The following is a 23,243-nucleotide window of genomic DNA, read 5'->3' on the forward strand; positions in this document are numbered from 1 at the left end:
CCCATCACCGGGAATTCCCGATCGCTTGCGTGAGTGTGATGCCCGTCTCGGGGGGCGTCATCAGGGGATTGGTGTCCACGATGCCTCCCTTCTGAAGCAGGGGAAGCTGCTTCTGCGCCCAGCGGATTGCCTGGATGCCGGGACTGTTGAGCAGCAGCTTGGCAACGGGGTAGGCCCACATGAGGCGGTCCACCAGATCGTTCGGCCGGTACGGTTCGTCGGCGATGCCGTCACCGTTCAGGTCGAACGCGGCGTTGTCGGACCAGTAGTTGCCGCGCCCCTTCTCCGACCACTCGACCACGCGGGCACCGACGTACTTCACCTGGATGTGGTTGTCGACGAAAGCGTTGCCGACGATCGTGTTGCGCTCGGCGCCGCCGGTGATGTGGGCGCCGATCTCGCAGCCCTCGAACCGGTTGCCGCGGATCTCGTTCCGGACGGAACCGAGGACGAACAGGCACTTGCCGGTGCCGATCCGCGGCCCGTCGGCCGGTACCGCTTCCCGTGGAACATCCGGGTCCGGATCGTCCCGGCCGCTCTGGATCGGGGCCATGCCCAGGAAGCGTCCCTTCACGGCGTTGGCCTCGAACCGCGACCCGTTGACGGAGTGCAGCAAGAAGCCGTGGTCTTGGTCGCCCTGCGAGAGGTTGCCCCGGACGACGATGCGGTTGGACATCATGATCGCGTAGCCGACCTGGTTGCCGACCGAGATGTTGCCGGACACCTCGCTGTCGTTGGCGTCCATATAGTGGATGCCGAACCGCACGCCCTCCAGCCGGTTGCGGCTGAAGACATTCCGCTGGGTCTTGCTGACGAAGATGCCGTCACGACCGTTGACGATCCGGTTGCCGACGATGCGGGTGCCCGGACTGTTCCAGACGGACACCCCGTTGCCGCGCTCCGACATCCGGAGGTCGTCGCGGCCGATGATCGTGTTGTCCCGCACCAGGGCGTCGGACGGTCCCCAGAGGTAGACGCCGAAGAGATTCCCTTCGAGACGGTTGCCATCGATCACCGCCCGATGGGCGGCGCGGTCGAGGTGGATGCCGGACGCGATCCGCTCAAGGTCCGTGCCGGAATTCCGGACGACCAGATTGCGCACGGTGACGTCCGGAGCTTTGACGATGATCACCGGGCCCCGGCTGCGCCCGTCGACCACGGCGCCGCTTTCACCGTGGAGCGTCAACGGGCGCGTCACCGTGACGGGGCCGAGATGCACGCCCAGGTCGAGCACGAGCACGTCGCCGTCCGCGGTGGCGTCCACGGCCGCCTGCAACGCCTCTTCGCCCGCGGGAACGCGCACGGTGCCAGCCGCGGCGGCCGTGGCGACGATGGTCGCGGCGATGCCGAGCACTCCGGAGCGAACCGCTCGAGCCCAACACCCCTGGGACAGCCCGCGGCCGGACACAGCCGCCGTCTTGGTCGTCATGGTGCGGTCTGTTCCGCTGTGCTGCAGGAAGGCGTCACCCACGAGCCTCGGGATTGTCTGTGTCCAGCACCATAAAGCCCGCTGAGAGGCGCGGTGCCTTGACCAACGACAAGTCGGGCCGGTTTCGATGCCCGGCCTGCACGTTGAGCGCCTTGATGCCGATGGTCTTGTCGGGTTTGCGGTCGGTTCCGAGTGATGGTTCACTTGCCTGAAGTCAAGTCGCGTTCCGACTCGGCGGGGTAAGGTTCGGCCCGTGCCCGCTGAGGCGTTCGAGCGATGGGGGGATCGAGGCCGACGAACTCTTCGCCGACGCGGTCGTCCATTCGCCGGAATGGTTGGCGCGCGGGCGGCGGTCGCCGTCATCGCACCCGCTGTTCTCCTCTTCCCCACAACCCGAACATCGTCGGGGCTGGACCTGCCATGATCACAAGAACGGACGCCATGACCGACACCCTCGCATCCACGAAGCCGAGCGTGCCCTGGAGGCAGCGGACGGTTCTGTTCATGATGGCGTCGGTGACGTTCCTCTTCCTGAGTTTTCTGCTCGTCAGCGCCTACGCCTGGTTCCATACCGACGCCGCGGTGCGGGTGGCCCGCGTGGACGAGCTCCGGTCTCGGCTCGCCAGCCTCGAACCCGCCAAGCCCGGTCCGGATCTGGCCGGGCGCGTCGTCTACGTCCGGGGAAAAGCAGCGGCTGGGCAGCCGATCACCGACGCCAGCACGGGCGTCACCTTCGAAAACACGTTGATCACCCAGAGGGTCGTGGAGCGGTACCGCGGCGGCCGGAAGGCAGGCTGGAGCCCGGAGGAGACGCAGTTCATGCCATCGTCCGGCGCGCGTCTTGACGGCTGGGCGTTGACGGACCCGCTTCTGGCCGCGATGCCCTCGGCGCTGGAAACCTTGCGCCCAGGCGAGGATTACCGGTTGCCCGCGGGTATGGTGCGCTCCGTCAGCGATCCCCACGCGGCTTATCAACCAAGTGGCAGCGCACAGGATCACGACCCGGTGTCTCGTCCGGCGGCCAATGACCGTCGACTCATCTACCGGACTTTGCGGGACGGGTCCTTGAGCGTGATCGCTGCGGTCGACCGGAGCGGCCACGGATTGGTGCCGCTACGCATCGACGGGGACGACGTGGCGCTTCTGGCGAATGGAAGCGTCGATGCCGCGACCATGGTCGACGATGTTCTGAAGAAGGCCAACGCGGCGCGCGCCGAAACCATGCTCTGGACTCTCGCCGCCGGGTGGGTGTTGTTCCTGGTCCCGGCGTTCTGGGCGCCGGTGCGGCGCTGGATCGCTCTGACCATCGTCCCCTTGGGTGGTATCCTCGCGACACTCACGGCCGCAACGGTCGCGGCCGTGCCGGGTGGCGTGGCCGGCAGCTTTCTCACTGGCCAAGCCGTTGCGCTCGGGTACGTGCTGCTGATCGGTTTGGCCGCCCGGCGGCGCGGCATCCTGGTCTGATCCGGTCGTGGGTCGCGTCGCAGCACCGTGCCAAGTCACCGAAGAACTCCTCAAGCGGGTCGCGCTCGACCGCAAGGAACGCTACGGTGTCTCCCTCGCGACCCTTCAGGTGGGGGCCACCGGCAGTCGCCGTTTGGCGTCACCCGGGTCGTCTGAAGTCCGTGCCGGGAGACATCATGGGCAGGCGGCCGCTCACACCGAAGATCCTCCCATCGCAACGAGGCGCGCTCGCGCTTGTCTGCATCGTTGTCGGCACGGTGGCCTCAGGCGTTCCATCGATCGCCCGCGCGGTCGACGACGCGGCTGAGGCGGCCTACCGCAAGGGGCTGGCTGTGCTTCAGGGGGACGATGGCGCCGCCCCCGATGAAGCGCAAGCGCGTCGCCATTTTGGAACGGCGGCGACCCTGCATCATCCTGGCGCCGAAATGGAGCTTGGTTTTCTCGAGAAGGACCCAGCACGGGCAACCGCGTGGTTCCGCGAGGCCGCGAGCCACGGAAACCCCGAGGCGCAGTACAACCTTGGTGTCGCCTATGCCATGGGCCACGGCGTCGAACACGACGCGGGGAAGGCGGTCGAGCTGTTCGAGCGGGCCGCCCTCCAGGGATTTCCCGACGCCGTCTACAACCTTGCCATCATGTACATGAACGGCGACGGCATTCCGCGCGACCGGATTTTGGGATGTGGATTGCTCGCTGCGGCTGAGAACCTGGGCGTCGAAACCGATCTCGGCGCTCAGGAGGACTGCGACACGCTCTCGGCCCGAGAGCGCCAGATGGCTGAGCGGATCACCCAGGATCCTCGTCTTTGGAGCCGACGCCGATAGTCCTTTCGCGATTCACTCGACCGGAGTCCGCCTCCAATCTCCGGCCATCCGCCTGATCGGGAGCGCCAAGGAAGCGGGCCGCGAGACAGCAGAACGTTCCTGGAGCCTCGGCGCGGGGATGCTCTCAGACCTGGACCAGCAGCGCCGTCCCGTACATGATCGCCACGCCCAGGAACACTCCGGCGAGGGCGGACGGGGTGGTCCATGTTCCTCCCTGTCGGCGTGCCTGACGGACCATCAGGCCACCGACCTCGACGACGACCTGGAGGATGGCCCCGGCACCCACGGCCAACGCCAAAGCCGCCCAGTGCGGCGAGAAGGCGTAGCTGCCCAGCCAGATGCCCGCGACGGCGGGCAACCCGGCGAGCGCAGCCAAGCCGATGAAGCTGGGCCAGCGTGGCCGCTCGCCGACCAGCGGCGCGACGATGCCGATGCCCTCGGTCACGTTGTGCAACGTGAAGCCCAGCACCAGGAACGTGCCGAGCGCCGCGGCGCCGGTGGCAAAGGCCGAGCCGATGGCGAGTCCCTCGCCGAGGTTGTGCAGTCCGATCCCAAACGCGATCGCGGTGGCGAGACCCATGGCCCCGACCTCACCGCCTTTACGGTGGCCGACCGTCATGAGCAGCGCGAAGGTCAGGGCAGCGGCGATCCACACCATGGCGCCGCCCTTGAAGCCGGGAGCCGACCCGGCGGCGAGTTCTAGCGCCTCGCCGAGCGTGTCGACGAGCAGAAACCCGAGCAGGCCGACGGTGAGCGCCAGGGCGAAGCCGAGGGTCCGGGAACCGCCCGCGCGCAGGGCCGGGTAGAACAGCATCCCGAGGACGACCGGCACGACGCCGACAAACACCCCGACGAGGCCAAGCAGGCCGAGGCTGTTGCGCCCCGGCGTCGCCACGGCGACGTCGATGGTGTGTTCGAAGGTGAGTCCGGTCCGGGTGACGACGACGACCTTGTGGGTTTCGCCGAGCACCCATGGATAGGGGATGCGCAGCCACGCCGTCGACAGCCGCCCGAGGTCGCCGGGCGGATCCTGGACGAAGCTCCAGTAGGCGCCGTCGACCTGCACTTGGGCGATCCGCAGGGGCTCCGTGCCTCCGGCGCGGACCAGGAGCCCAATGCCGTCGCTGTCGAGGACGTGCCGCTCGACGGTGACCCGCTCGACCGGCGGCACCGATCCGGTCAGCGGGCGCAACGGGTCGGCGGCGAGGAACGCGGCCGCGACGGCGGCGATCAGCAGCAGAGGCGCGGCAACGGCGAGGATGGTGCGGCCGGGTGCGGTCATGCGACGCTCTCCCGGACGTCGAACACGCTCATCCAGCCGAGTTCGATGAATTCGGACTGATGGGCATGGAACATGTAGAGGCCCGGTTCGTGCTCCTTGAAGCTGAACTCGAGGATGCCGCGCTGCCCCTGGCACTGCATCACCGTATCGACGGTCCGGAGCGTCGGCGTCAGCGTCGTCCCGTGGTCGTAGTAGTCGAAGAAATTGCCGTGCAGGTGGAAGCTGTTGAGCGGATCGAACTCGGTCACGTTGATCAGATAGACCCGCACCGGCCGCGTGCGGTCGAGAACGATGGGACGCTTGGAGTAGGCGTGGGCAACCGTGTTGGCGGCGTAGACCTCGTTCTCCTCGTCGAAGTTCGTGTCGAAGGCGTTCATCACCATCACGAACTCCTGCCACTCCCGGTTCTCGTCCGTCCCCAGCAGGCGCGACCGCGCGGTTGCCTCATGCTCCACGTGGCGTGCCGGATCGGGATCGACGACGAAGGCGCCGTACAGCCCCTTGTGGATGTGCCGTTTCACCGGAACGGTGTGGCAGTGGTACAGGTGGCAGCCGAACGGGAAGGCGGTGAACTCGTAGGCGAACTCGCCACCCGGCAGGACGTCCCCGGCGCCCGGCACGCCGTCCATGCGGGCGGCATGAATGCCATGGAAGTGGATGGAATGTGTGTGCGATCCGCGGTTACGGAAACGGACGCGCACCCGCTCGCCCTCGGTGACCCGGATGGTCGGCCCCGGGACGCGGCCGTTGTAGGTCCAAGCCGGAAATAGGATGCCCGGCGCAATCTCGATCTCCTTGTCCTCGGCGACGATCTCGAACTCGCGGCAGGTTTGGCCATCGGGGTCCTGGACCATCGTGCCGGTGTCCCAGTCCGTCAGCATGCCGTGCGGGTCGAAGCCATTGTGGGCGTGGTCAACGTCGCCGACCGTCATCATGCCGCCGTGCATGGCATGGGCGGCGGGGGACGGAGCCGAAGGGGGGGGGTGTCCGGCACGGTGTGGCTGGGCCGCGGCGCGGCGCAGGGCGAGCCCGGCGGCCTGGGCGCCGCCCAGCAAGGCGCTGCCCGCCAGAAGCAACCGTCGCGTTACGGGAAGACCGAACAGGGACGCCATGTCGCCGCTCCCGCCTCGGGGCCGGTGCCGCACCGGCCCGGCGATGTGTCGTACGCTATAACATGTAGCCTCGGCTATAATTCTCAACGGTGTCCGGCAGGTCAACGGCTCCTTTGGGGGAATTGGAAGCCCCGCTGCCACGGCGGCGCAGGGGTGTGGCACAATGCATGTTCGATGGGAGGGGTGGGACAGTGAACGCTGAGCGTGCGCGCAGGACACCGGTGGCGATGCCGGACGCGGACCGGCAGGCGGCCAACTTTCAGCGGGTCCGGGAGGCCCACCAGACCGAGGTCGCCGAGGACTATGTGGAGCTGATCGCCGACCTGATCGACACGACGGGCGAGGCCCGCGCGGCCGACATCGCCCGGCGCCTCGGCGTCGCCCACCCGACCGTGGTCAAGACGATCGCCCGCCTGCAACGGGACGGTCTGGTCGAGACTCAGCCCTACCGCTCCATCTTCCTGACCGACGCCGGGCGCGCCATGGCCGAACGGTCCCGCCAACGTCATGCGATCGTCGTCGGCTTCCTCAAGGCGATCGGGGTGAGCGACGAGACGGCGGAGCGCGACGCCGAAGGCGTCGAGCATCATGTGAGCGACGAAACGCTCGCAGCCTTCGAACGGGTGATCAAGGCCCGGTCGTCGGAGTGAGGCGATTCGGCGAAACGCGGCAGGAGCTTGGCCGTGAAGCGACCCCGCCACGCCCCCGCTCGCCCCGGTTCAAGGCGGAGTGCCGGGACGCGAAGTCCTTATTTCTCCGGTCTCAGGCCGGTCGAGGTTGGGCCAGGCCACGTTGACTTGTCCGGCAGCAGCCCCATCCGAGGCACGATGCTGACCGTCACCATCGTCGATGACGGTGGACAATGGCGTCGTGCCCCCCGCGGCGGCACTGGTGGCAAGGCGGTCGAGATCCTCGCGCAGGCGCTGGAGGACGGCGATCTTGCGCTCGACCTCGTGTAGTTGCTCGGCGACGAGGTCGTCCATCTCGCCGCACGGCCGGTCCGCTTGGTCAGCCAACGTCACCGTCCGGACCGGCCTCCTGATCGACGCTGGAACCGAGGCCAACGAGCCGCCCGGCGTCGGCCCGAACCAAGCACCGCGGCAGGGCAAGCCGAACACCGGGCCGTCCGAGGACAAGCCGGTGCGGGCGGCGGGCCACGAGTTCCAGGTCCCGCCCGTCTCCGCGGTCATCAAGGTCACCGTGACCGCCGCCGCGGCCGGGGCCGTCTGACGGACGTCCGCGGGGTACCCGCGCGGCCCGGAGCCCCGGCCCGGCCGGGACTCCGGGACCGCCGTCACTTCGCCGCAGGCGTGATGCTGGTGACGGTGTAGTTGCCCCCGTCCCCCTTCTCCAGCCCGAAGTCGACCTGCTGGCCCGGCTGGACCTTGGAGAGGTCGACGCTCGGCGCCACGGCGAAGTCCATGGTCATCGCGGGCCAGTTGATGGCCGGGATCGGCTCGTGGTTCAGGTTCACCGTCTTCTTCGCCGGGTCGACCTTCTTCACCACGCCCTTGCCGGTGATCGGCTGGCTCGCCTGCGCCCCCATGTTCATCCCCGACATGCCCTGCATGCCCTGGTTCGACTGGGCCAGGGCCGGTCCGGCCAGAAGCGCGGCGGCAACGGCGAGAACGGCGGTCTTGGTAGCGGTCATCGTGCTTGTCCTCATTCGGCTGGGTGTGCGGTCCCGTGGGCGCGGAGATGCTCCGCTTCGGCAGCGGCCTGGGTCCGCAAGCGGAACCGCTGCCAGATCAGGTAGACGGAGGGGATGACGATCAGCGTCAGGGCCGTGGCGCTGGCCATGCCGCCGACCATCGGCGCGGCGATCCGGCGCATCACCTCCGAGCCGGTGCCGCCGCCGACCATAATTGGCAGCAGGCCCGCGAAGATGGTCGCCACCGTCATCACCTTGGGCCGCAGCCGCAGCAGCGCGCCCTCGATCACGGCGGCCTCGACGTCCTCCGGGGTCAGCGCGCGCCCTTCGGCCGATGCTTCGGCCCGGTGGCGCTCGAGCGCCAGGTTCAGGTAGACGAGCATCACGATGGCCGTCTCGACGGCGACACCGGCCAGCGCGATGAAGCCGACGCCGACGGCCACCGACAGGTTGAAGCCCAAGTACCAGAGCAGCCAGACGCCGCCCGCCAAGGCCACCGGCAACGACGCCATGACCACCAGCACCTCGCCGAGACGGTGGAAGGTGAACCAGAGCATCAGGGCGATCAGTGCCACGGTCAGCGGCGCGATGGCCATCAGCCGCCCGCGGACGCGCTCCAGGTACTCGAACTGCCCCGACCAGCTGAGCGAGTAGCCCGGCGGCAGCCGGACGGACCGGGCGACGACGTCCCGCGCCTCGGCCACATAGCCGCCCAGATCGCGCCCGGCGAGGTCAACGAACACCCAGCCGTTCAGCCGCGCGTTCTCCGTGCGGATCATCCCGGAGCCGTCCGAGATGCGGACCTTGGCCACGTCGCCGAGCGCGATGTGGGCGCCGCTCGGCGTCACGATGGGCAGCGCCGCCAGGGCATCCGGCGTGTCCCGCCACTCCCGCGGGTAGCGGACGTTCACGGGAAACCGCTGGAGCCCCTCGATGCTCTGCGTCACCTCCTCGCCGCCGACGGCGGTGCGCACGACATGCTGCACGTCGGCGATGTTCAGGCCGTAGCGCGCCGCCGCCCGGCGGTCGATGTCCACGTCGACGTAGCGGCCTCCGACGGGGCGCTCGGCGTAGGCCGAGGCCGTGCCGGGGATGGCCCGGACCGCCGCCTCGACCTGCGCAGCGATGCGGCCGATCTCGGCGAGGTCGGGTCCGGCCACCTTGATGCCGACCGGCGTCTTCACGCCGGTGGCCAGCATGTCGATGCGGTTCTTGATCGGCATGATCCAGACGTTGGTCACGCCGGGCACCCTGACCGCGCGGTCGAGCTCCGCCCGGATGCCCGCCATGTCCATGCCCGGCCGCCATTGCTCGCGCGGCTTCAGCTTGATGGTGGTCTCGAACATCGAGATCGGCGCCGGGTCGGTCGCCGTCTCGGCGCGGCCGATCTTGCCGTACACGGCCTCGACCTCGGGCACCGTCCGGATCAGCCGGTCGGTCTGCTGGAGCACCTCGCGCGCCTTGCCGAGGGAGACGTCGGGCATCAGGCTCGGCATGTAGAGCAGGTCGCCCTCGTCGAGGTCCGGCATGAACTCCGAGCCGATGCGCTGGAGGGGCCACGCCATGCTGGCGACCAGCAGGACGGCGGCCAGGATGGTCACCCAGGGCGCCGCCAGAGCGCCGCGCAGGACCGGGCGGTACAACCAGATCAGCAGGGTGTTCAGCGGGTTCTGGCGCTCCGGCAGGATCCGCCCGCGCACGAAGTAGCCCATCAGCACCGGCACGAGGGTCACCGACAGCACCGAGGCGGCCGCCATGGCGTAGGTCTTGGTGAACGCCAGCGGCTTGAACATCCTGCCCTCCTGGGCCTCCAGCGCGAAGACCGGCAGGAAGCTCAGCGTGATGATGACGAGCGAGAAGAACAGCGCCGGGCCGACCTCGGCCGCCGTCTCGGCGACCAGCCGCCAGCGGTTCTCGCTCGTGAGCGGTTCGTGCTCGATGCGCCGGTGCAGGCTCTCGATCATCACGATGGCGGCATCGACCATGGCGCCGATGGCGATGGCGATACCGCCCAGGCTCATGATGTTGGCGTTGATGCCCTGGGCGTGCATCACGACGAAGGCGGCCAGCACGCCGAGCGGCAGCGTCAGGATGATGACCAGCGACGACCGGAGGTGCAGCAGGAAGGCGGCGCAGACCAGGACGACAACGATCGACTCCTCGGTCAGCTTGTCCTTGAGGTTGTCGATAGCGCGCCCGATCAGGTCGGAGCGGTCGTAGGTGGTGACGATCTCCACGCCCTCGGGCAGGCTGTGGCGCAGGCGCTCGATCTTGGCCTTGATGGCGTCGATGGTGGTGAGCGCGTTCTCGCCCCAGCGCATGACCACGACGCCGCCGGCCGCCTCGCCCTGGCCGTCCAGTTCGCCGACGCTGCGGCGCAGTTCCGGCCCGAGGCGGATGTCGGCGACGTCCTTCAACAGGACCGGAACCCCGGCCGGATTGGCCTTGAGCGGGACGTTCCGGAGATCCTCGACGCCTTTGATGTAGCCGCTGGCGCGGACCATGTACTCGGCCTCGGCCATCTCCAGCACCGACCCGCCGGACTCCTGGTTGGCGCGCTCGATGGCCTCGCGCACCTGCGCCAGCGGCAGCCCGTAGGCGCGCAGCGCGTTCGGGTCCACGACGACTTGGTACTGTCGGACCATGCCGCCGATCGGCGCCACCTCGGCGACGCCGGGCGTGGCCTGGAGTTCGAACTTGAGGAACCAGTCCTGGAGGGCGCGCAGTTGGCCGACGTCGTGCCGTCCGGTGCGGTCCACCAGGGCGTATTGGAAGATCCAGCCGACTCCCGTGGCGTCGGGCCCCAGCGCCGGGCGGGCGCCGGGCGGCAACCGCGGGGCGACCTGGCTCAGGTACTCGAGCACGCGCGAGCGCGCCCAGTAGAGGTCGGTGCCCTCGCGGAAGAGGACGTAGACGTAGCTGTCACCGAACATCGAGACGCCGCGCACGGTAGTGGCACCGGGGACGGCGAGCAGGGCGGTGGACAGCGGGTAAGTGATTTGGTCCTCTACCACCTGCGGTGCCTGGCCGGGGTAGGTGGTCTTGATGATCACCTGGACGTCGGAGAGATCGGGGATGGCATCCACGGGCGTGTGGCGCACCGCCCAGACGCCCCATCCGGCCAGCACGGCAGCCAGCAGCAGGACGATGCCGCGGTTGCCCACCGACCAGCGGATCAGGGCCTCGATCATGGCGTCCTCCCCCGCGAACCGGCCGGGGCGGCTCCGCTTCCGCCGAGGCGCTCGATGGTGGCGGCCGTGTAGGTGCCGCCAGCCCCTGGGACGACGCCGAAGCGGACGCGGTCGCCGGGGGCGACGCCCTGGGCCGAGGCGCCGGGGCCGACGCCGAACTCCATGGTCATCGACGGCCAGGAGAACTCGGGAATCGGCCCGTGGCTGATGGTGATCGTGCCGCCGTCGGCGGCGACGGACGTGACCTCGCCCTCGCCCATGGCTGGGGCGGCGGCCGTCGCCGTCGGCGACTCGGCGTCCTGCATGCGCGCCAGCCCGGCCGACAGGCTGCTCTCGCTGTCGATGAGGAACTGCGCCGAGGTGACGACGCGGTCGCCCTCCTTCAGCCCCTCCGCGATCTCGACCTTGTCGCCGACCGCCAGCCCCGCCTTGACCGGGATCGGCCTGAACCGCCCCTCGCCGAGCGCCAGCACCACGCGCTCGGCCTGCCCGGTGCGGATCAGAGCGTCGTTGGGGATGGCCAGGACGTTCGTCCGCGGCTTCGTGACGAGCCGCACCGAGGCGTACATGTTGGGCTGGAGCGCGCCGTCGGCGTTGTCGAGGCGGATGCGCAGCCGGGCGGTCCGGGTGTCGGGCTTGAGTTCCGGGTAGACGTAGTCGACCGCGCCGGTCCACGTCCGGCCGGGCTGACCCGCGATCCGCACTTCGGCCTGCATGCCGCGGAACACGAGGCCGACCTGGCTCTCGAACACCTCGCCCATCACCCATACCGAGGCGTGGTCGACGATGGACATGAGCGTGACGTCGGACTCGACGTACATGCCTTCCGCCACGCCGAGCGCCTCGACGATGCCCGGCTGCGGCGCGTACACCTTGATGCGCTCGGGCACGGCCCTGGTCCGGCGGATCTCCTCGATCTGCCGGTCGGAGACGCCCAGCGCGGTCAGCTTGCGCCGGGCGCCGTCGGTGTTGCCCGACGGCCCGCGCTCGGCCTCGCGCACGTATTCGTATGCGGCGGTCACGAGCTCGGGCGAGAAGACCTCCATCAGCAGTTGGCCGCGCTCGACGTGCTCGCCCATGACCCGGGTGTAGAGCCGCTCGATCCAGCCGCGGCCGCGAACGTGCAGGTGGGTGGTCCGGCTCTCGTCGAAGCTGACCGAGCCGAAGGTCTCGATGGCCGGTACGAGGTCCGTCCGCTCGGCTCTTGCGGTGCGGATCCCGAGGTTCTGGACGGCCGCCGGGAAGACGGTGACGGCGCCCTTGTCCTCGGCCCGGCCGGTCTCCTGGCCCTCGTAGACGGGGAACATGTCCATGCCCATCGGCGACTTGCCAGGCTTGTCGCTCTTGAAGTCTGGGATCATCGGATCCCACCAGTACAGGATCCGCGGGCCGCTCTCGGCTTGCTGCGGCGCCGGTGCGGGGGCGGACAGCACCTGACGCTCCAACAGGATGCCGCCGCCGAGCCCGGCCGCGATGCCGAGCAGGGCAACGAGAAGTGTTTTCGGTTTCATTGGACACCTGGACGATGGATGGCCATGGCATCCACCGCCGCGCGGGTGCGCAGCGGAAGCCTGGACGCGCATGCGGATGCGGTCCGGCTATGGATGCCGGGTCACAACTGTGGCGTCAGGTGCGTCTTGGGGGGCGCTGCGGTGGGGAGACGATGAGGGGCGCCCCTTGGATCTCGATGAGTTGGAGCGTCAACGTGGTTCGCTCGGTGGCCGGAACGGCGGGCGGCGACGGCAGGACAGTGGCGCAAATGGCGAAGCACCCACCGACCTTCATCAGCGGGCAGGTCGCGTTCATGCCGTGATCGGCGTCCGGGGCCGGAGCTTGGTCGCCGCCCATGTCCATCGGGGCGCCGTTCATCATCATGGACTGGCAGGGGTCGCTAGGGGCCACCGTCGGCGCGGCCGCGGCGGGCATTGGCATCAGGGTGACGGAGATCTGGAACAGGACGAAGGCGACCGCGGCAACCCAGGCGACCCACAGCGTCCGGCCCCGCCATCCGGCGAGCCGTCTGCATCCGTGTGAAGCCAACGTGCCGAAGAGTGCCATCTCTATCCAGTGCAACTACGCCGCTCCCAAGGCAGGTGCAGCGCCGGTTTACCTTTTCCAGGTTGTTGTATGTCGGTGCCTTCCGGCAAGTCACGGCAATGTGAACTCGTCCCCGGGGAGCGTCAAGGTGTGCCGATGGGAGGAGGCACTGGCCCGTGGCCTGCTACGCCGCGATGGCGGAAGCAGCGCTCGTGCCCGGTTGGCGGCACGCTGCCTCGCGGACGGTGATCCACGAAAACCCAAGGAGAGCCTACGATGATGAACGGCATGAGCGGGATGATGGGTGGAATGGGACTCCTCTGGGTCCTGATCCTCGTGCTCGTCGTCCTCGGCATTGCGGCACTGGTCAAGTATTTGCGATCCCGAAGCTGAACGGCATGGCCGTCAACGGATGGCGGTCCCTTCGTACATGAAGGCCAGGAGCTTGATGCCGGGCAGGTAGCCCGCCTTCAGGTCGGACAGGCCGAAGCCGGAGGCCCGGACCAGGTCGTCCATCTTCCGGTCCAGGTGGCAACCTCCGGCGCACCTCATCCACAACGGCGTCAGGCGATGCTGCCACCACCGGACGCTGGGATCGCGGGCGCCAGCCCGTACTCGGCGAAGCGCAACTGCCCGCCTCGCGCAGCGCGGCGATCGGATCGGGGATGCTGCACAGCGACCACGTCACCACCACCGTGTCGAAGCTGTCCTCCGGGAAGGGCAACCGCTCGGCCCTCCGCTCGACCAGGCTCACGGGGCGAGATGATGCTGCCGCGGCTCGCCGGGCGCACGCGGTGAAAGGCGGCGAAGCCGGGTTCGCCGGCCAGGCCGAGGGTGCGCAGCAGGTTGCTGACGGTGCGCGGACCGACCGTCAGCACCGCATCGACGGCGAGCGCCGCCGTGGAGCGGGTGCGTCCCGAGAAGGCATCCAGATAGGGCCACAACCAAGCGACGAAGGTACGGGGAAGAGAGACAGAGGGATGTGCCATGGGGCACCTGTGGTGTGGTCGGGCGTTGACCAGCCGACAGCCTTTCGCAGACGGTATCGCGATGCCCGTGCATGACCCCGTCCTGGAGCGGATCGCCGCTCACCCATGGCCGCGTGGCGGCATCGTGGCCCGCCGTGTGAACCACGGCTACTCCCTGTTCAGCGCCCGGACCGGAGTACCGGTCGCTCGCCTGCGGCCTTGCCGCGGTGGCGAGCGGGTGGAAATCCTGTGGTGGCGGCGAGACGTCTGGGGGCCGGTTGGAGCCTTCGGTGCCGTCTTCGAACTGAACGAGGCCCTCGCCTTCATCACCGATGAGCCAGCCTTTTGGACCCGCGCATGACAGGACAAGTGTCCCCAAATGCGCAAAGTCGAAACTTTCGTGTCGTGACCCCTGGTTGGGTTCCGACAAACCTCCTCTCCGACTTCGGCACACTTGCTGGTCCGGAGCGCTTCGACCTTCTGGTGGCGGTCTACACGATGCTCAGCGGTGCCGAGCGGCTGATTTCCCTGCGGCGATGGTCTCCCTCGCGGGAGGATTGGCGCGTCTATTGCCTCGCAGACCCGCTCGCGCAACTGCTGTGTGCCGCAGCCCCGGAGACGCACGCCGCTCTCCTCAATCAGTCGAAGGCCTGGGCACCGCCCCTTGCCGAGCGCTTCGAAGCGGCTTTCACAGCCATGCACGACGCGGAGGATGAGCGCCATGGAGTGGCGGAACGCCACCAAGACGACGATGTGTTCGTTCCCATTACGGAAGGCTCACCTCTTGATCACCATCTCCTCCTGCTCAAGTTCCACAGGCTCCGTGATCATGACCTGCTGACGGTGGACGAGTTGCTGGCGCTTCGTCATGCGCCGAACACGGACAATGACCAGCCGGTCGCCGACAGGGTGCCGCCCTATGTGATCACAGCAAAAGCTCCCGCACAAAATCTGCCAGACCACGATGCGCCGCGCCCACCGGCGCCTGAGCCATCCTCCCGTCTTCTTTCCCCTAACCTGTTTTTGGCAGCGGCGCGTGCCGCCATCGCCATGGAGTGTCCTTCCCGAGCCCAACGGACGGACCCAAAGTCCCGGCGGCAAGCGTGGTTTCGCATGATGAAGGAGGCCAGCTACCAGTTAGAACAGCTAAAGATGGAGCAGGGTCCTGCACCAGCACCCATTCCGCATGGGCCGTGTCCAGACTTCCACACCCAAGACCCTTAGGCACGACGCAGTCGCACCCTGATGATCCGGGGAAGGGACTGGCCCCGGGCCACGCGCTACAGGCGGGGAGCGCAGCAGGCCCCCATCGACTCATCGAACGGCGCTGTCTCTCGTTCAGACATTTCGATGAAGTTGGAACTATCCTTTGACCCGACCGAGAAGGTACGATATTTCTGGTTTCATAGAATTATAATCGCCGAGTGCGCCGGTCCGCGCAATCTCACTCCCTTGCCTGGAGGTCCGGAGATGACGTCCCTTCCCATCATCGTGATCGGCGCCGGGCCGGTCGGCTTGGCCGCCGCCGCCCACCTCCTCGACCGCGGCCTCGAGCCGCTGGTTCTGGAGGCGGCCCCTGACATCGCCGCCCATGTCCGCGACTGGGCCCAGGTCCAGCTCTTCTCTCCGTGGCGCTACAACGTCGACCACGTAGCCCGCGCCCTGCTGGAGGCCAGCGGCTGGCAGGCGCCGCCGCCCGACGCCCTGCCGACCGGCGGCGAGTTGGTCGACCGCTACCTGCGTCCACTGGCCGCCCTGCCGTCGATCGCCGCCCGCCTGCGCCTGATCCACCGGGTGACGGCGATCAGCCGCCAGAGTGTCGACAAGGTCAAGACCGCCGGCCGTGCCGCGGCCCCCTTCGTCCTGCGGGTTTCGACCCCGGCGGGCGACACGGAGTTGCTGGCGAGCGCGGTTCTCGACGCCTCGGGAACCTGGAGCACGCCCAACCCGATGGGCGCCAACGGCCTGCCGGCGCTTGGCGAGACGGCCAACGCCGCCCACATCGCCTACGGCATCCCCGACGTGCTGGGAGCGGCGCGTGCCCGCTACGCCGGCAAGCGAGTTCTCGTCATCGGCTCTGGCCACTCGGCCGCCAACGCGCTGCTCGATCTCGCGACGCTGGCCGAGGGAGAGCCGGGCACCGAGGTGGTCTGGGCGGTGCGCGGCAGCGACGACCTGCGGCGGGTGTTCGGCGGTGGCGACGCCGACGCGCTGCGCGCGCGGGGCGCCCTGGGCACGGCGCTGCGCCAGCGGCAGGAAGGCGGCGCCATCGCGCTGGTCACCGGCTTCCGCGCCGCCGCGGTGGTGGCGGAGGACGGCCGCCTCGCCGTCGAGGACGGCGGTGGGCGCCGCATCGCGGGGATCGACGAGGTCATCGTGGCCGCCGGCCAGCGGCCCGACCTCGCGCCTCTGCGCGAGTTGCGCCTCCGCCTTGATCCCTGGCTGGAATGCGCCGACGCCCTGGGCCCGCTGATCGACCCCAATCTGCACAGCTGCGGCACGGTGCGGCCGCACGGCGTGCGCGAGCTGACGCACCCCGAGCCGGGCTTCTACACCGTCGGCGTCAAGAGCTACGGCCGCGCCCCGACCTTCCTGATGGCGACCGGCTACGAGCAGGTGCGCTCGATCGCCGCCTTCCTCGCCGGCGATCTCGACGCCGCCCACGCGGTGCATCTCGACCTGCCGGAAACCGGGGTGTGCAGCAGCGACCTTCCCAGCGCCGCGGGCGTCCCGGAGGACGCCGGCTGCTGCGGCGCGCCCGAGCCCGTGCTCGCCGCTTCCGTCCAGGCGGGTGGCTGCTGCAGGCCGGGCGCGCCGTGAGAGGCACGCTGTCCAACGGGCAGGCGCCGGTCCGGGCGCTGCGCTCGCCACAAGCCTTCATCGCCGGCCTCGGCGCCGCGCAGATCGTCTCCTGGGGCTCCCTGATCTACAGCTTCCCGCTGCTCGCCGAACCGATGGCGGCCGAACTCGGCTGGAGCAAGGCCGAGGTCTACCTGCTGGCGTCGCTGGCGCTGGGTTGCTCCGGCCTGACCGCCATCCCGGTCGGCAGCGCCATCGACCGCGGCCATGGGCGGGCGGTGATGACGGCGGGCTCGCTGCTGGCCGGCGTCCTGCTGTGGGCTTGGTCGGCGCTTCCCGGCGGCTGTCCGCTCGTGCTGGTCTTCATCGGCCTTGGACTCGCCCAGTCGATGACGCTCTACGAACCCGGCTTCGCCTTCGCGCCGCTCTACGGCGGCGCCAACGGCATCATGACCATCGTGCGCGGCGCGGCGGTGCCGGACATGCTGACCCGCTCGGCCTATGGCGTGGTCAATGGCATGCTGACGGTGCCGACGGCGCTGCTCAAGGCCGTCGCGCCGACGCTGGCCGCCATGCTGTGGCAATGGAACGGCTCTTACGGCCCGGTGATGACCGCGACGATCACCGCCTCGCTCGTGGTGGTGGGACGCTTCGGCTTCGCCGCAAGCCGTCTGCCACGCTGACCGTCAGCAGCAGGTCTGGGCGTCGGCCTCCGCCTCGGCCGCCCGGGGCGCCATCGGGCGGGCGCAGCACTGCTCGGTGAGGAAGCGGACCAAGCCGTCCATCTGCGGGTAGAGCGGACGGCAATGCAGGATGCGGCCCTCGCGCACCTGCTCGATCAGCCCGACGATCATCAGCTGCTTGAGGTGATGCGACAGGGTGGAGGCCGGCACGCCCAGCTCCTCGCCGATGGCGCCCACCGTCATGCCGCCTTCGCCGGCCTGCACCAGACGCTGGTAAATCGCCAACCGGGTTGGATGGCCCAACTCGGCGAAGCAACGGGCGGCGGTGGTCACATCCAGCGAGGTCATCGGGGCCATCTCGTTCCATGCGGCGGCCTGGGACACGCGCCGCTTTCGGGGACAAGATGGGCCACCAGCATCGCAGTTTCCAGAACCATCGAATTGAGTGGACCAACCGGGCGTCGGGCTGAGAGGGGTACGGTTAAGGAGCAACGCGCTCAATCCGCCAACCAACGTCTTGCAGGCGACGCTCCCAACCAAGCGCGGCTTTGCCCTCACCGAGATGATTGGCTCTCAACGCCACGCACAGCAAATGGCTTGGCCGTGTCATGGCAACGTAAAGCAATCGCTGTGCATCTAGGGCCATGGGGCTCTTACGGCCAGCCAGCAGCCGAAAATGTCGTCCAATGTGGCAAGAGTAAAAAAACGTGTCGAGGATCAGGGTGGCGGTGTGGGTTTGCCCTTTAACGCTGTGGATCGAGCCGAGCCGGATGTTCACCGACCTCCCGTCCTCGCCCTGGTGGACATAGAGGTGGCGGGGAGGCTGTTCGGGCGGCCGGACAATCGCTTCCTCGGGCCACGCTAAAAACGCATCGATCGGTTCCATTTGGCGCGAACCATGCCATCCTCCTTCCTGGTGGCTTTTAAGGAGCGCTTCCGTCGCGACTCTGATGACAGGCCAAGCGGCTGGATTGGGAGGCGTGCTCATGGTCGCGCAGTCCCAAAGCCATTTCTGCAGCGCCTGCCACAAGGCCGGCCGTTCGGACGCATACGCACGAAGTTGACGAAGCGGGTTGTGGCGCGTTCCGAAATCGGGCGCTCCGCACGCTTCCAGCAGATGGATTAAACCCAGTGCCAGTTCCGTAATGGCTGGCCCCAGTTCGCCGCTTTCGGTTCGTCGGTGGTGAGCCAGACATAGGTAATCGGCAAGAACACGCGGCCGCGCCGTGCGGCGGGAGGCTTCTGGCTCGTACCGGTTCCAATAGTCACGGACGGAGTGTGGCAACTGATCCGCCTTACGTGCGCGCTGACCTGGAGGGGCGTGAACCCGCCCGATGGCCGTGAACACCCCATGGCGAAGGGTATCGCCGTCGAACTCTCGGCACAGCAGCGCGCCGAAGGCTTGCAGCGGACGTTCATGCATGGCCTCGGGGCCGAAGAGGAAAATGGTGTGGCCACGGCTGCCGGTCGGTTCGCCTTTCAAGGCCCCCCAGCGATGCAAGGCATCGCCTTCCATCTCACGCCGGCTCGGCGCCACGGCGGACGCCCGCGCGGCGATCCAGCCCCCGAACCGGTTGCTGCGCGGCAGGCTGCGCGCCTGCGCGTCCGGAAAGGCATCCACCGGAACGGCTTCGGGCTCGCCGCGGTCTCCGTCATATATGGCCTGATCGCTGTCGCCAAAGCGCTGCCGCAGCGCACAGGCGTCCTTGGGGAAAAGCCGTGACAGCATGGCGGCATGCAAAGGGCGGGTGTCCTGCATCTCATCCATGAAAACACAGGGGAAGCGGTGCCGTATCAGAGCGGGGTACTGAGGCACCTCGGCAATCAGCCGTTCCCCGAACGCGAACATGTCGTTATGGAAGAAACACCCGAGTTGGCGGAGGCGGCGCCGAAGTTTAATCATGGATTTGTAGGTAGCCTGCTCCGGATCCTTCAATTGGAAGGACGACAGGTCCAGACCTAAATCAGCCCCTCGGTACTCCAGTGTATCGCACAGTTCAGATAGGACTTCCGTGACGGTCTTCTTCGGAGCGCCGGCCGTGGCTTTCCGCGATGAATTCTGGGCGCGGATGCGGGCGAAATTTCTAATCGGTTCGAACCCATCATCCTCCCAAATGATCCGGTGCGCGATGGCCCGACACCGGTCATCGTCGATGAAGCGAACTCCAATCGGCCCTGTACGGTACGACCGCAGGAAGGGCAAGGCCAGGAAGCTGTTCACGAACCCGTGTATGGTCCCGACATAATGCGGATAGGCCAGCAGGCGTGCCGCCTCCGGTACCCGCTGCACCCCCTTTTCCAGTTCATCGCGGGCGACGGTCGTGTAGGAGAGCACGCAGATGCCACGACTCCGCGCCGTCCATTTGCGCGCCAGAATGGCTAGTTTGGCAACCAGGAGCGTCGTCTTGCCGCTCCCTGGGCAGGCTTCGACATCGCCGGAGTCCAAGGCCCGCAGAACATCCCGGCGTTCGCCCTCGAAGCGCAATCCCAACGCCTCTTCAATCCAGAAAATATCGGCGTCATCAATGACGGGCAGCGAAAAGGCCTCGCTCATTCGTCGGCGAGCGCCTCGGCTCTGGCAACGGGCATCGGTTGGTCGGTGGCCGTGGCATGCCGCAAGGCCTCGCTCAGGTAGCGCGGCACCTTGCCGGCGAAAACCAGCCGTTCGGCGGCCGTGCCGTAGCGCTCCTCCAGTATACGGGCTAGGATTTGAGCCGCCGCCGCCTTCGAACCGGCCGCCACCACCTTGTAGACGTGTACCGCCCGCTCGATCGGGTCGGGGCAGCCTTCCTGCAAGCGCTTATAGGCTTGTTCGGCCTCGGCTTCCCGTACTGTCCACGCCGCTCCAGCCATGTCGCCCGGTCCGTCGAGCTCATTGTCGTGTGCCGCCATACGCCCGGCGATGAAGACTTCGCGCTCCAACCCGGCGCGCGCCAGATCGTATTCCAAGGTCCAGTGATCCGAAACGAACGTCTTCACGCGTTGCCCATCCGCTTTGACCTTCGTCTTCATCCACGCTTCGGCATCGATCTGGGATTCTGTCTTCTGCCGGCTTCCAGGCTTCAGGTTGAGGATGTCTCGCGCGCAATCCGGCAGCACGTCACGATCGGTCACGCAGGCAACGGGACAGGGGCCTGGAGCGTCATCACTGCGCATAAGAATGCGGGCGTAGCGGTGCAAACCGGTTCCGCCGACATTGACGATCGACACTCCATGCTTGGCCAGATCGATGCCGAGCAGGGACGCAATGGTCGGCAACAGCAACGCCTCCGCCGACCCTTCGACGATAATGACGCCGCGCGCGAAGAACAGGTTGGCCTTGGTCGCGTCCAGAAAACGTTGCAGGAACCGGTAGTCTCCAGCGTCCAGCCGGGTCCGGCCTTCCGCCAAGGAGAAGCCTTGACCACCCGCGAGAACGATCAGGCTACCAAGCGGCAGTTTCGACGCAAGGACCGGGCTGTGGGTGGACATCAGCACCTGCACCGGGCGCTCCGACCGGGTGTCTGGCCGTGCCGCGCCATTGCCAGTTCCCGACGGCGCCACCTTCCCGATGTTCCGGTCGCTGTCCGTCGGTTCCGGATCTGCTGCCGGTTCCTCCTTCCGCACCCCGGCGGCGGAGCGAAGACCTGGCTCGGTGCGGCTGAGCAGAAAATCAATGAGGCGAAGCTGAAGTTGGGGATGCAGATGCGCCTCCGGCTCCTCGATGAGGAGAAGCGGCATCTTTTCCTCGTCCTGTCCCAAAAGCAACAGCTCACAGGCCATGAACAGCAGGTTCTGATAGCCGAGCCCACGCGGAAGCAGACGGGGGCGGCGTGCCGTCGCCGCGCCCGACGACTCGGTGTCAGCGGCTGGCGGCGCACTCGGAAGCAGCAGCAATTCCAACTTCTCCAGCAACAACCGCAGCCGCATCTCATCGGCGCCGCATGCAACGCCGATGTGGCTGGACATCCGATCGGAGCCCAAGGCGAGATGGTGCAGAAAATCCTCGTTCAGACGGGCGCGCGCCTTGCTCACCCCGGAGTGGGTTTCGATCAAATGATCGGCCAGTTCACCGCGCCGCAACAGCGTCTGCGGAAGCGACACGTTCGAGTCTCCCGAACCGAGGGCGTTGACGAAGGCATCGACGTCGAACGCCTCGTCATCCTCCGCTGCAATGGCAAGCGTGTGACGAAGAATCTGCGATAGACGCGAGTTCCGCCCGGAGGACAACTCACGTTCGGCATCACGCAGAGGCTTTAGATAGGTGGCTTCCAGAAGCGCTCGGGCGGGTCCTTCGAACCAGGGCCCCTGACCACCCTTTCCAGACCGCAACTCCACCGAGACCCGCCAGCGAGAGCCGTGCTTGACCTTGACCGAGCCCGCTCTCGTGGGACGGTGTGCCACCAGCGTCAGGTATAGAACAGGCGCCTGCGGTGCTTCGGGAGCGCCTTCGTAAGTGAGATGCTCGATAAAGCCGGAGGCGTCGGCTTCGGAGATGCCGGCGAACTTGCAGGTGATCGACAGCCGCGCTTCCGGCTCCAGCTGATCATTCCTCCAGTGGAAATCACGATCCGCATCGATCCGTGCGGTGTCGTGTCCGGCGGCGCCAACAACCAAACGGACCGCATCGATGATCGCCGACTTTCCTGCGTCGTTCTCACCCACGAGGACGTTCAGCCCGGGGCGCAGTGTGATCGCCAAACGCGCAAAGAGCCGAAAATTCTCCAGGTGGAGTTCCGCCAGATGCATCAGATATCACACGCCTTTGGTGTACTGCCATTATTTACACCCTCGGCAAGGCGTTCAGCAACCCAGTCATCATTAAAATCAAGAAACGAAGGCGCTCCGCTCGTCTCGGACTCTTCATCGTCCTCCCTGGATGGGCGGAGCTGTGGAGCGGGGGCGGAGCGCTTGTCCATCCCGCCCCCGCTCCAGCGTTTGGGCGTCACAGGCTGTTGGGATACTCGGTGTTCTTGAAGCTCATGCCGTCGGCGCCAAGCGCGTGGCGCCCAAGGTTCCTAGAACCGCCCACCGCGTCCGTGGAGCGTCGGCGTCCGCCCCCGCTTCCTCATCGTTCCGCATGTCGACGTCCCATGGTTGAGAAGGGAGCCCATCGCGCGCAGCAAGGCGTGTGGGTTTTTTCGTTTATAGTCGATCCATCGAATTGTCGATCTACCGGCGGCTGCGGGGCGCGGCAATGGCGCAGACGGTCAGTCCGACGCCGCATGCGCGTGGCAGGGACCGGGCAAGGCGCTTGCCACATATTCATTATTCGACTAGGGTAGAAATATGGAACCGAAGAACGCCATCGAGGCCTTTGCCGCGCTCGCTCAGGACACCCGCCTGGCCGTGTTCCGCCTGCTCATCCAGGCCGGACCGAACGGGCTGACCGCCGGCGAGATTGCCCAGCAGGTGGGCGTGCCCGGATCAACCCTGTCGCACCATCTGGCGACGCTGGAGCGTGCCGGGTTGCTACGCTCCTGGCGGGTCCAGCGGCAAATCTTCTACGCCTCCGACTACGAGGGCACCCGGCAACTGATCGCCTTCCTGATGGAGGATTGCTGCCAGGGGCGCCCCGAACTCTGCTCCACCGACCTTGTCCAGGCGGGGACCTGCGGCCCGGCGGGCTGCGGCCCGGCGCCTGACCGAACCGATCCTGCCGCATCCCGCGGCCCGGAAAAGGCGATCCCGCGATGACCGACCGCGTCTACAACGTCCTGTTCCTGTGCACCCACAACAGCGCCCGCAGCGTCATGGCCGAATGCCTGCTCAACCGCGAGGGCCGCGGCCGTTTCCGCGCCTACAGCGCCGGCAGCCAGCCGAC

Annotated in this window: 21 protein-coding genes and 1 pseudogene; 10 read left to right on the forward strand and 12 right to left on the reverse strand. The window is 67.7% G+C overall.

The genetic code is table 11. The features are described 5' to 3' along the window. Nucleotides 1–4: 4 nt before the first annotated feature. Nucleotides 5–1,429 (reverse strand): nitrous oxide reductase family maturation protein NosD, encoded by a 1,425-nt coding sequence (locus AC1DVI_RS25065; RefSeq protein ID WP_476960271.1) that lies wholly within the window; start codon nt 1,427–1,429, stop codon nt 5–7. Nucleotides 1,430–1,870: 441 nt separating this feature from the next. Between AC1DVI_RS25065 and AC1DVI_RS25070 the strand changes: the two genes are divergently transcribed. Next, nucleotides 1,871–2,893 (forward strand): TMEM43 family protein, encoded by a 1,023-nt coding sequence (locus tag AC1DVI_RS25070; protein ID WP_476960272.1) that lies wholly within the window; start codon nt 1,871–1,873, stop codon nt 2,891–2,893. A gap of 176 nt (nt 2,894–3,069) precedes the next feature. Next, nucleotides 3,070–3,717 (forward strand): tetratricopeptide repeat protein, encoded by a 648-nt coding sequence (locus AC1DVI_RS25075; RefSeq protein WP_476960273.1) that lies wholly within the window; start codon nt 3,070–3,072, stop codon nt 3,715–3,717. 124 nt (nt 3,718–3,841) lie between these two features. Here the strand turns inward: AC1DVI_RS25075 and AC1DVI_RS25080 are convergent, their stop codons facing one another. Then, the gene (locus AC1DVI_RS25080; RefSeq protein ID WP_476960274.1) at nt 3,842–4,999 is read right to left on the reverse strand and encodes a ZIP family metal transporter; all 1,158 of its coding nucleotides are present in this window, start codon (nt 4,997–4,999) and stop codon (nt 3,842–3,844) included. Then, nucleotides 4,996–6,111 (reverse strand): multicopper oxidase domain-containing protein, encoded by a 1,116-nt coding sequence (locus AC1DVI_RS25085; RefSeq protein WP_476960275.1) that lies wholly within the window; start codon nt 6,109–6,111, stop codon nt 4,996–4,998. The genes AC1DVI_RS25080 and AC1DVI_RS25085 overlap by 4 nt, the downstream gene beginning before the upstream one ends. A 191-nt stretch (nt 6,112–6,302) precedes the next feature. On the opposite strand from AC1DVI_RS25085, the gene mntR reads away from it, so the two are divergent. Next, entirely contained in the window at nt 6,303–6,761 is a 459-nt protein-coding gene (mntR, locus tag AC1DVI_RS25090; RefSeq protein WP_476960276.1) for a manganese-binding transcriptional regulator MntR, read from the forward strand. A 69-nt stretch (nt 6,762–6,830) separates the two neighbouring features. Here mntR and AC1DVI_RS25095 read toward each other — a convergent pair whose 3' ends face one another. After that, nucleotides 6,831–7,094: a hypothetical protein gene (locus AC1DVI_RS25095; protein ID WP_476960277.1), complete on the reverse strand. Its 264-nt coding sequence runs from the start codon at nt 7,092–7,094 to the stop codon at nt 6,831–6,833. Between AC1DVI_RS25095 and AC1DVI_RS25100 the strand changes: the two genes are divergently transcribed. After that, nucleotides 7,051–7,341, forward strand: coding sequence for a hypothetical protein (locus AC1DVI_RS25100; protein WP_476960278.1), 291 nt, complete (start codon nt 7,051–7,053; stop codon nt 7,339–7,341). The two genes, AC1DVI_RS25095 and AC1DVI_RS25100, sit on opposite strands and share 44 nt — an antisense overlap. Nucleotides 7,342–7,405: 64 nt before the next feature. Here the strand turns inward: AC1DVI_RS25100 and AC1DVI_RS25105 are convergent, their stop codons facing one another. The 5 genes and pseudogenes from AC1DVI_RS25105 to AC1DVI_RS25125 all read right to left on the reverse strand — a co-directional run. Then, nucleotides 7,406–7,762, reverse strand: a complete 357-nt coding sequence (locus tag AC1DVI_RS25105) for a copper-binding protein (protein WP_476960279.1) — start codon at nt 7,760–7,762, stop codon at nt 7,406–7,408. 11 nt (nt 7,763–7,773) lie between these two features. Then, the gene (locus tag AC1DVI_RS25110) at nt 7,774–10,953 is read right to left on the reverse strand and encodes an efflux RND transporter permease subunit (RefSeq protein WP_476960280.1); all 3,180 of its coding nucleotides are present in this window, start codon (nt 10,951–10,953) and stop codon (nt 7,774–7,776) included. Continuing rightward, the gene (locus AC1DVI_RS25115; protein WP_476960281.1) at nt 10,950–12,464 is read right to left on the reverse strand and encodes an efflux RND transporter periplasmic adaptor subunit; all 1,515 of its coding nucleotides are present in this window, start codon (nt 12,462–12,464) and stop codon (nt 10,950–10,952) included. The genes AC1DVI_RS25110 and AC1DVI_RS25115 overlap by 4 nt, the downstream gene beginning before the upstream one ends. Before the next feature lie 115 nt (nt 12,465–12,579). Beyond that, nucleotides 12,580–13,011 (reverse strand): hypothetical protein, encoded by a 432-nt coding sequence (locus AC1DVI_RS25120; protein WP_476960282.1) that lies wholly within the window; start codon nt 13,009–13,011, stop codon nt 12,580–12,582. A gap of 661 nt (nt 13,012–13,672) precedes the next feature. Further along, nucleotides 13,673–13,744: pseudogene (locus AC1DVI_RS25125) on the reverse strand (hypothetical protein); the annotation flags it as partial. A gap of 296 nt (nt 13,745–14,040) precedes the next feature. Between AC1DVI_RS25125 and AC1DVI_RS25130 the strand changes: the two are divergent. From AC1DVI_RS25130 to AC1DVI_RS25145, 4 genes are all read left to right on the forward strand, one after another. Further along, entirely contained in the window at nt 14,041–14,319 is a 279-nt protein-coding gene (locus tag AC1DVI_RS25130) for a hypothetical protein (protein ID WP_476960283.1), read from the forward strand. 44 nt (nt 14,320–14,363) lie between these two features. Further along, the gene (locus AC1DVI_RS25135) at nt 14,364–15,182 is read left to right on the forward strand and encodes a hypothetical protein (RefSeq protein WP_476960284.1); all 819 of its coding nucleotides are present in this window, start codon (nt 14,364–14,366) and stop codon (nt 15,180–15,182) included. 246 nt (nt 15,183–15,428) lie between these two features. Next, nucleotides 15,429–16,778 (forward strand): NAD(P)-binding domain-containing protein, encoded by a 1,350-nt coding sequence (locus AC1DVI_RS25140; protein WP_476960285.1) that lies wholly within the window; start codon nt 15,429–15,431, stop codon nt 16,776–16,778. Beyond that, a complete protein-coding gene (locus AC1DVI_RS25145) occupies nt 16,775–17,440 on the forward strand; it encodes a hypothetical protein (protein ID WP_476960286.1) in 666 nt (221 codons plus the stop codon). The genes AC1DVI_RS25140 and AC1DVI_RS25145 overlap by 4 nt, the downstream gene beginning before the upstream one ends. A 3-nt stretch (nt 17,441–17,443) precedes the next feature. Here AC1DVI_RS25145 and AC1DVI_RS25150 read toward each other — a convergent pair whose 3' ends face one another. The 3 genes from AC1DVI_RS25150 to AC1DVI_RS25160 form a co-directional block, all read right to left on the reverse strand. Next, a complete protein-coding gene (locus tag AC1DVI_RS25150) occupies nt 17,444–17,788 on the reverse strand; it encodes an ArsR/SmtB family transcription factor (RefSeq protein ID WP_476960287.1) in 345 nt (114 codons plus the stop codon). 133 nt (nt 17,789–17,921) lie between these two features. Continuing rightward, entirely contained in the window at nt 17,922–19,994 is a 2,073-nt protein-coding gene (locus AC1DVI_RS25155; protein ID WP_476960288.1) for a UvrD-helicase domain-containing protein, read from the reverse strand. After that, nucleotides 19,991–22,168: an ATP-dependent nuclease gene (locus AC1DVI_RS25160; RefSeq protein WP_476960289.1), complete on the reverse strand. Its 2,178-nt coding sequence runs from the start codon at nt 22,166–22,168 to the stop codon at nt 19,991–19,993. The genes AC1DVI_RS25155 and AC1DVI_RS25160 overlap by 4 nt, the downstream gene beginning before the upstream one ends. Before the next feature lie 540 nt (nt 22,169–22,708). Here AC1DVI_RS25160 and AC1DVI_RS25165 point away from each other — a divergent pair. Further along, nucleotides 22,709–23,116: an ArsR/SmtB family transcription factor gene (locus AC1DVI_RS25165; protein ID WP_476960290.1), complete on the forward strand. Its 408-nt coding sequence runs from the start codon at nt 22,709–22,711 to the stop codon at nt 23,114–23,116. Next, nucleotides 23,113–23,243: arsenate reductase/protein-tyrosine-phosphatase family protein (locus AC1DVI_RS25170; protein WP_476960293.1), on the forward strand; the 131-nt coding region annotated here is incomplete at its 3' end. The genes AC1DVI_RS25165 and AC1DVI_RS25170, both read left to right, overlap by 4 nt.

Source organism: Azospirillum sp. P4_B5 (genome assembly GCF_056402275.1).

Coding starts and splice junctions, on each gene's coding strand:
- AC1DVI_RS25140 (WP_476960285.1), top strand. CDS start 15,429: ATGACGTCCCTTCCCATCATCGTGATCGGCGCCGGGCCGGTCGGCTTG.
- AC1DVI_RS25165 (WP_476960290.1), top strand. CDS start 22,709: ATGGAACCGAAGAACGCCATCGAGGCCTTTGCCGCGCTCGCTCAGGAC.
- AC1DVI_RS25130 (WP_476960283.1), top strand. CDS start 14,041: ATGCCCGTGCATGACCCCGTCCTGGAGCGGATCGCCGCTCACCCATGG.
- AC1DVI_RS25120 (WP_476960282.1), bottom strand. CDS start 13,011: ATGGCACTCTTCGGCACGTTGGCTTCACACGGATGCAGACGGCTCGCC.
- AC1DVI_RS25085 (WP_476960275.1), bottom strand. CDS start 6,111: ATGGCGTCCCTGTTCGGTCTTCCCGTAACGCGACGGTTGCTTCTGGCG.
- AC1DVI_RS25115 (WP_476960281.1), bottom strand. CDS start 12,464: ATGAAACCGAAAACACTTCTCGTTGCCCTGCTCGGCATCGCGGCCGGG.
- AC1DVI_RS25075 (WP_476960273.1), top strand. CDS start 3,070: ATGGGCAGGCGGCCGCTCACACCGAAGATCCTCCCATCGCAACGAGGC.
- AC1DVI_RS25150 (WP_476960287.1), bottom strand. CDS start 17,788: ATGACCTCGCTGGATGTGACCACCGCCGCCCGTTGCTTCGCCGAGTTG.
- AC1DVI_RS25160 (WP_476960289.1), bottom strand. CDS start 22,168: ATGCATCTGGCGGAACTCCACCTGGAGAATTTTCGGCTCTTTGCGCGT.
- AC1DVI_RS25095 (WP_476960277.1), bottom strand. CDS start 7,094: ATGGACGACCTCGTCGCCGAGCAACTACACGAGGTCGAGCGCAAGATC.
- AC1DVI_RS25070 (WP_476960272.1), top strand. CDS start 1,871: ATGACCGACACCCTCGCATCCACGAAGCCGAGCGTGCCCTGGAGGCAG.
- AC1DVI_RS25105 (WP_476960279.1), bottom strand. CDS start 7,762: ATGACCGCTACCAAGACCGCCGTTCTCGCCGTTGCCGCCGCGCTTCTG.
- AC1DVI_RS25110 (WP_476960280.1), bottom strand. CDS start 10,953: ATGATCGAGGCCCTGATCCGCTGGTCGGTGGGCAACCGCGGCATCGTC.
- AC1DVI_RS25065 (WP_476960271.1), bottom strand. CDS start 1,429: ATGACGACCAAGACGGCGGCTGTGTCCGGCCGCGGGCTGTCCCAGGGG.
- AC1DVI_RS25080 (WP_476960274.1), bottom strand. CDS start 4,999: ATGACCGCACCCGGCCGCACCATCCTCGCCGTTGCCGCGCCTCTGCTG.
- AC1DVI_RS25155 (WP_476960288.1), bottom strand. CDS start 19,994: ATGAGCGAGGCCTTTTCGCTGCCCGTCATTGATGACGCCGATATTTTC.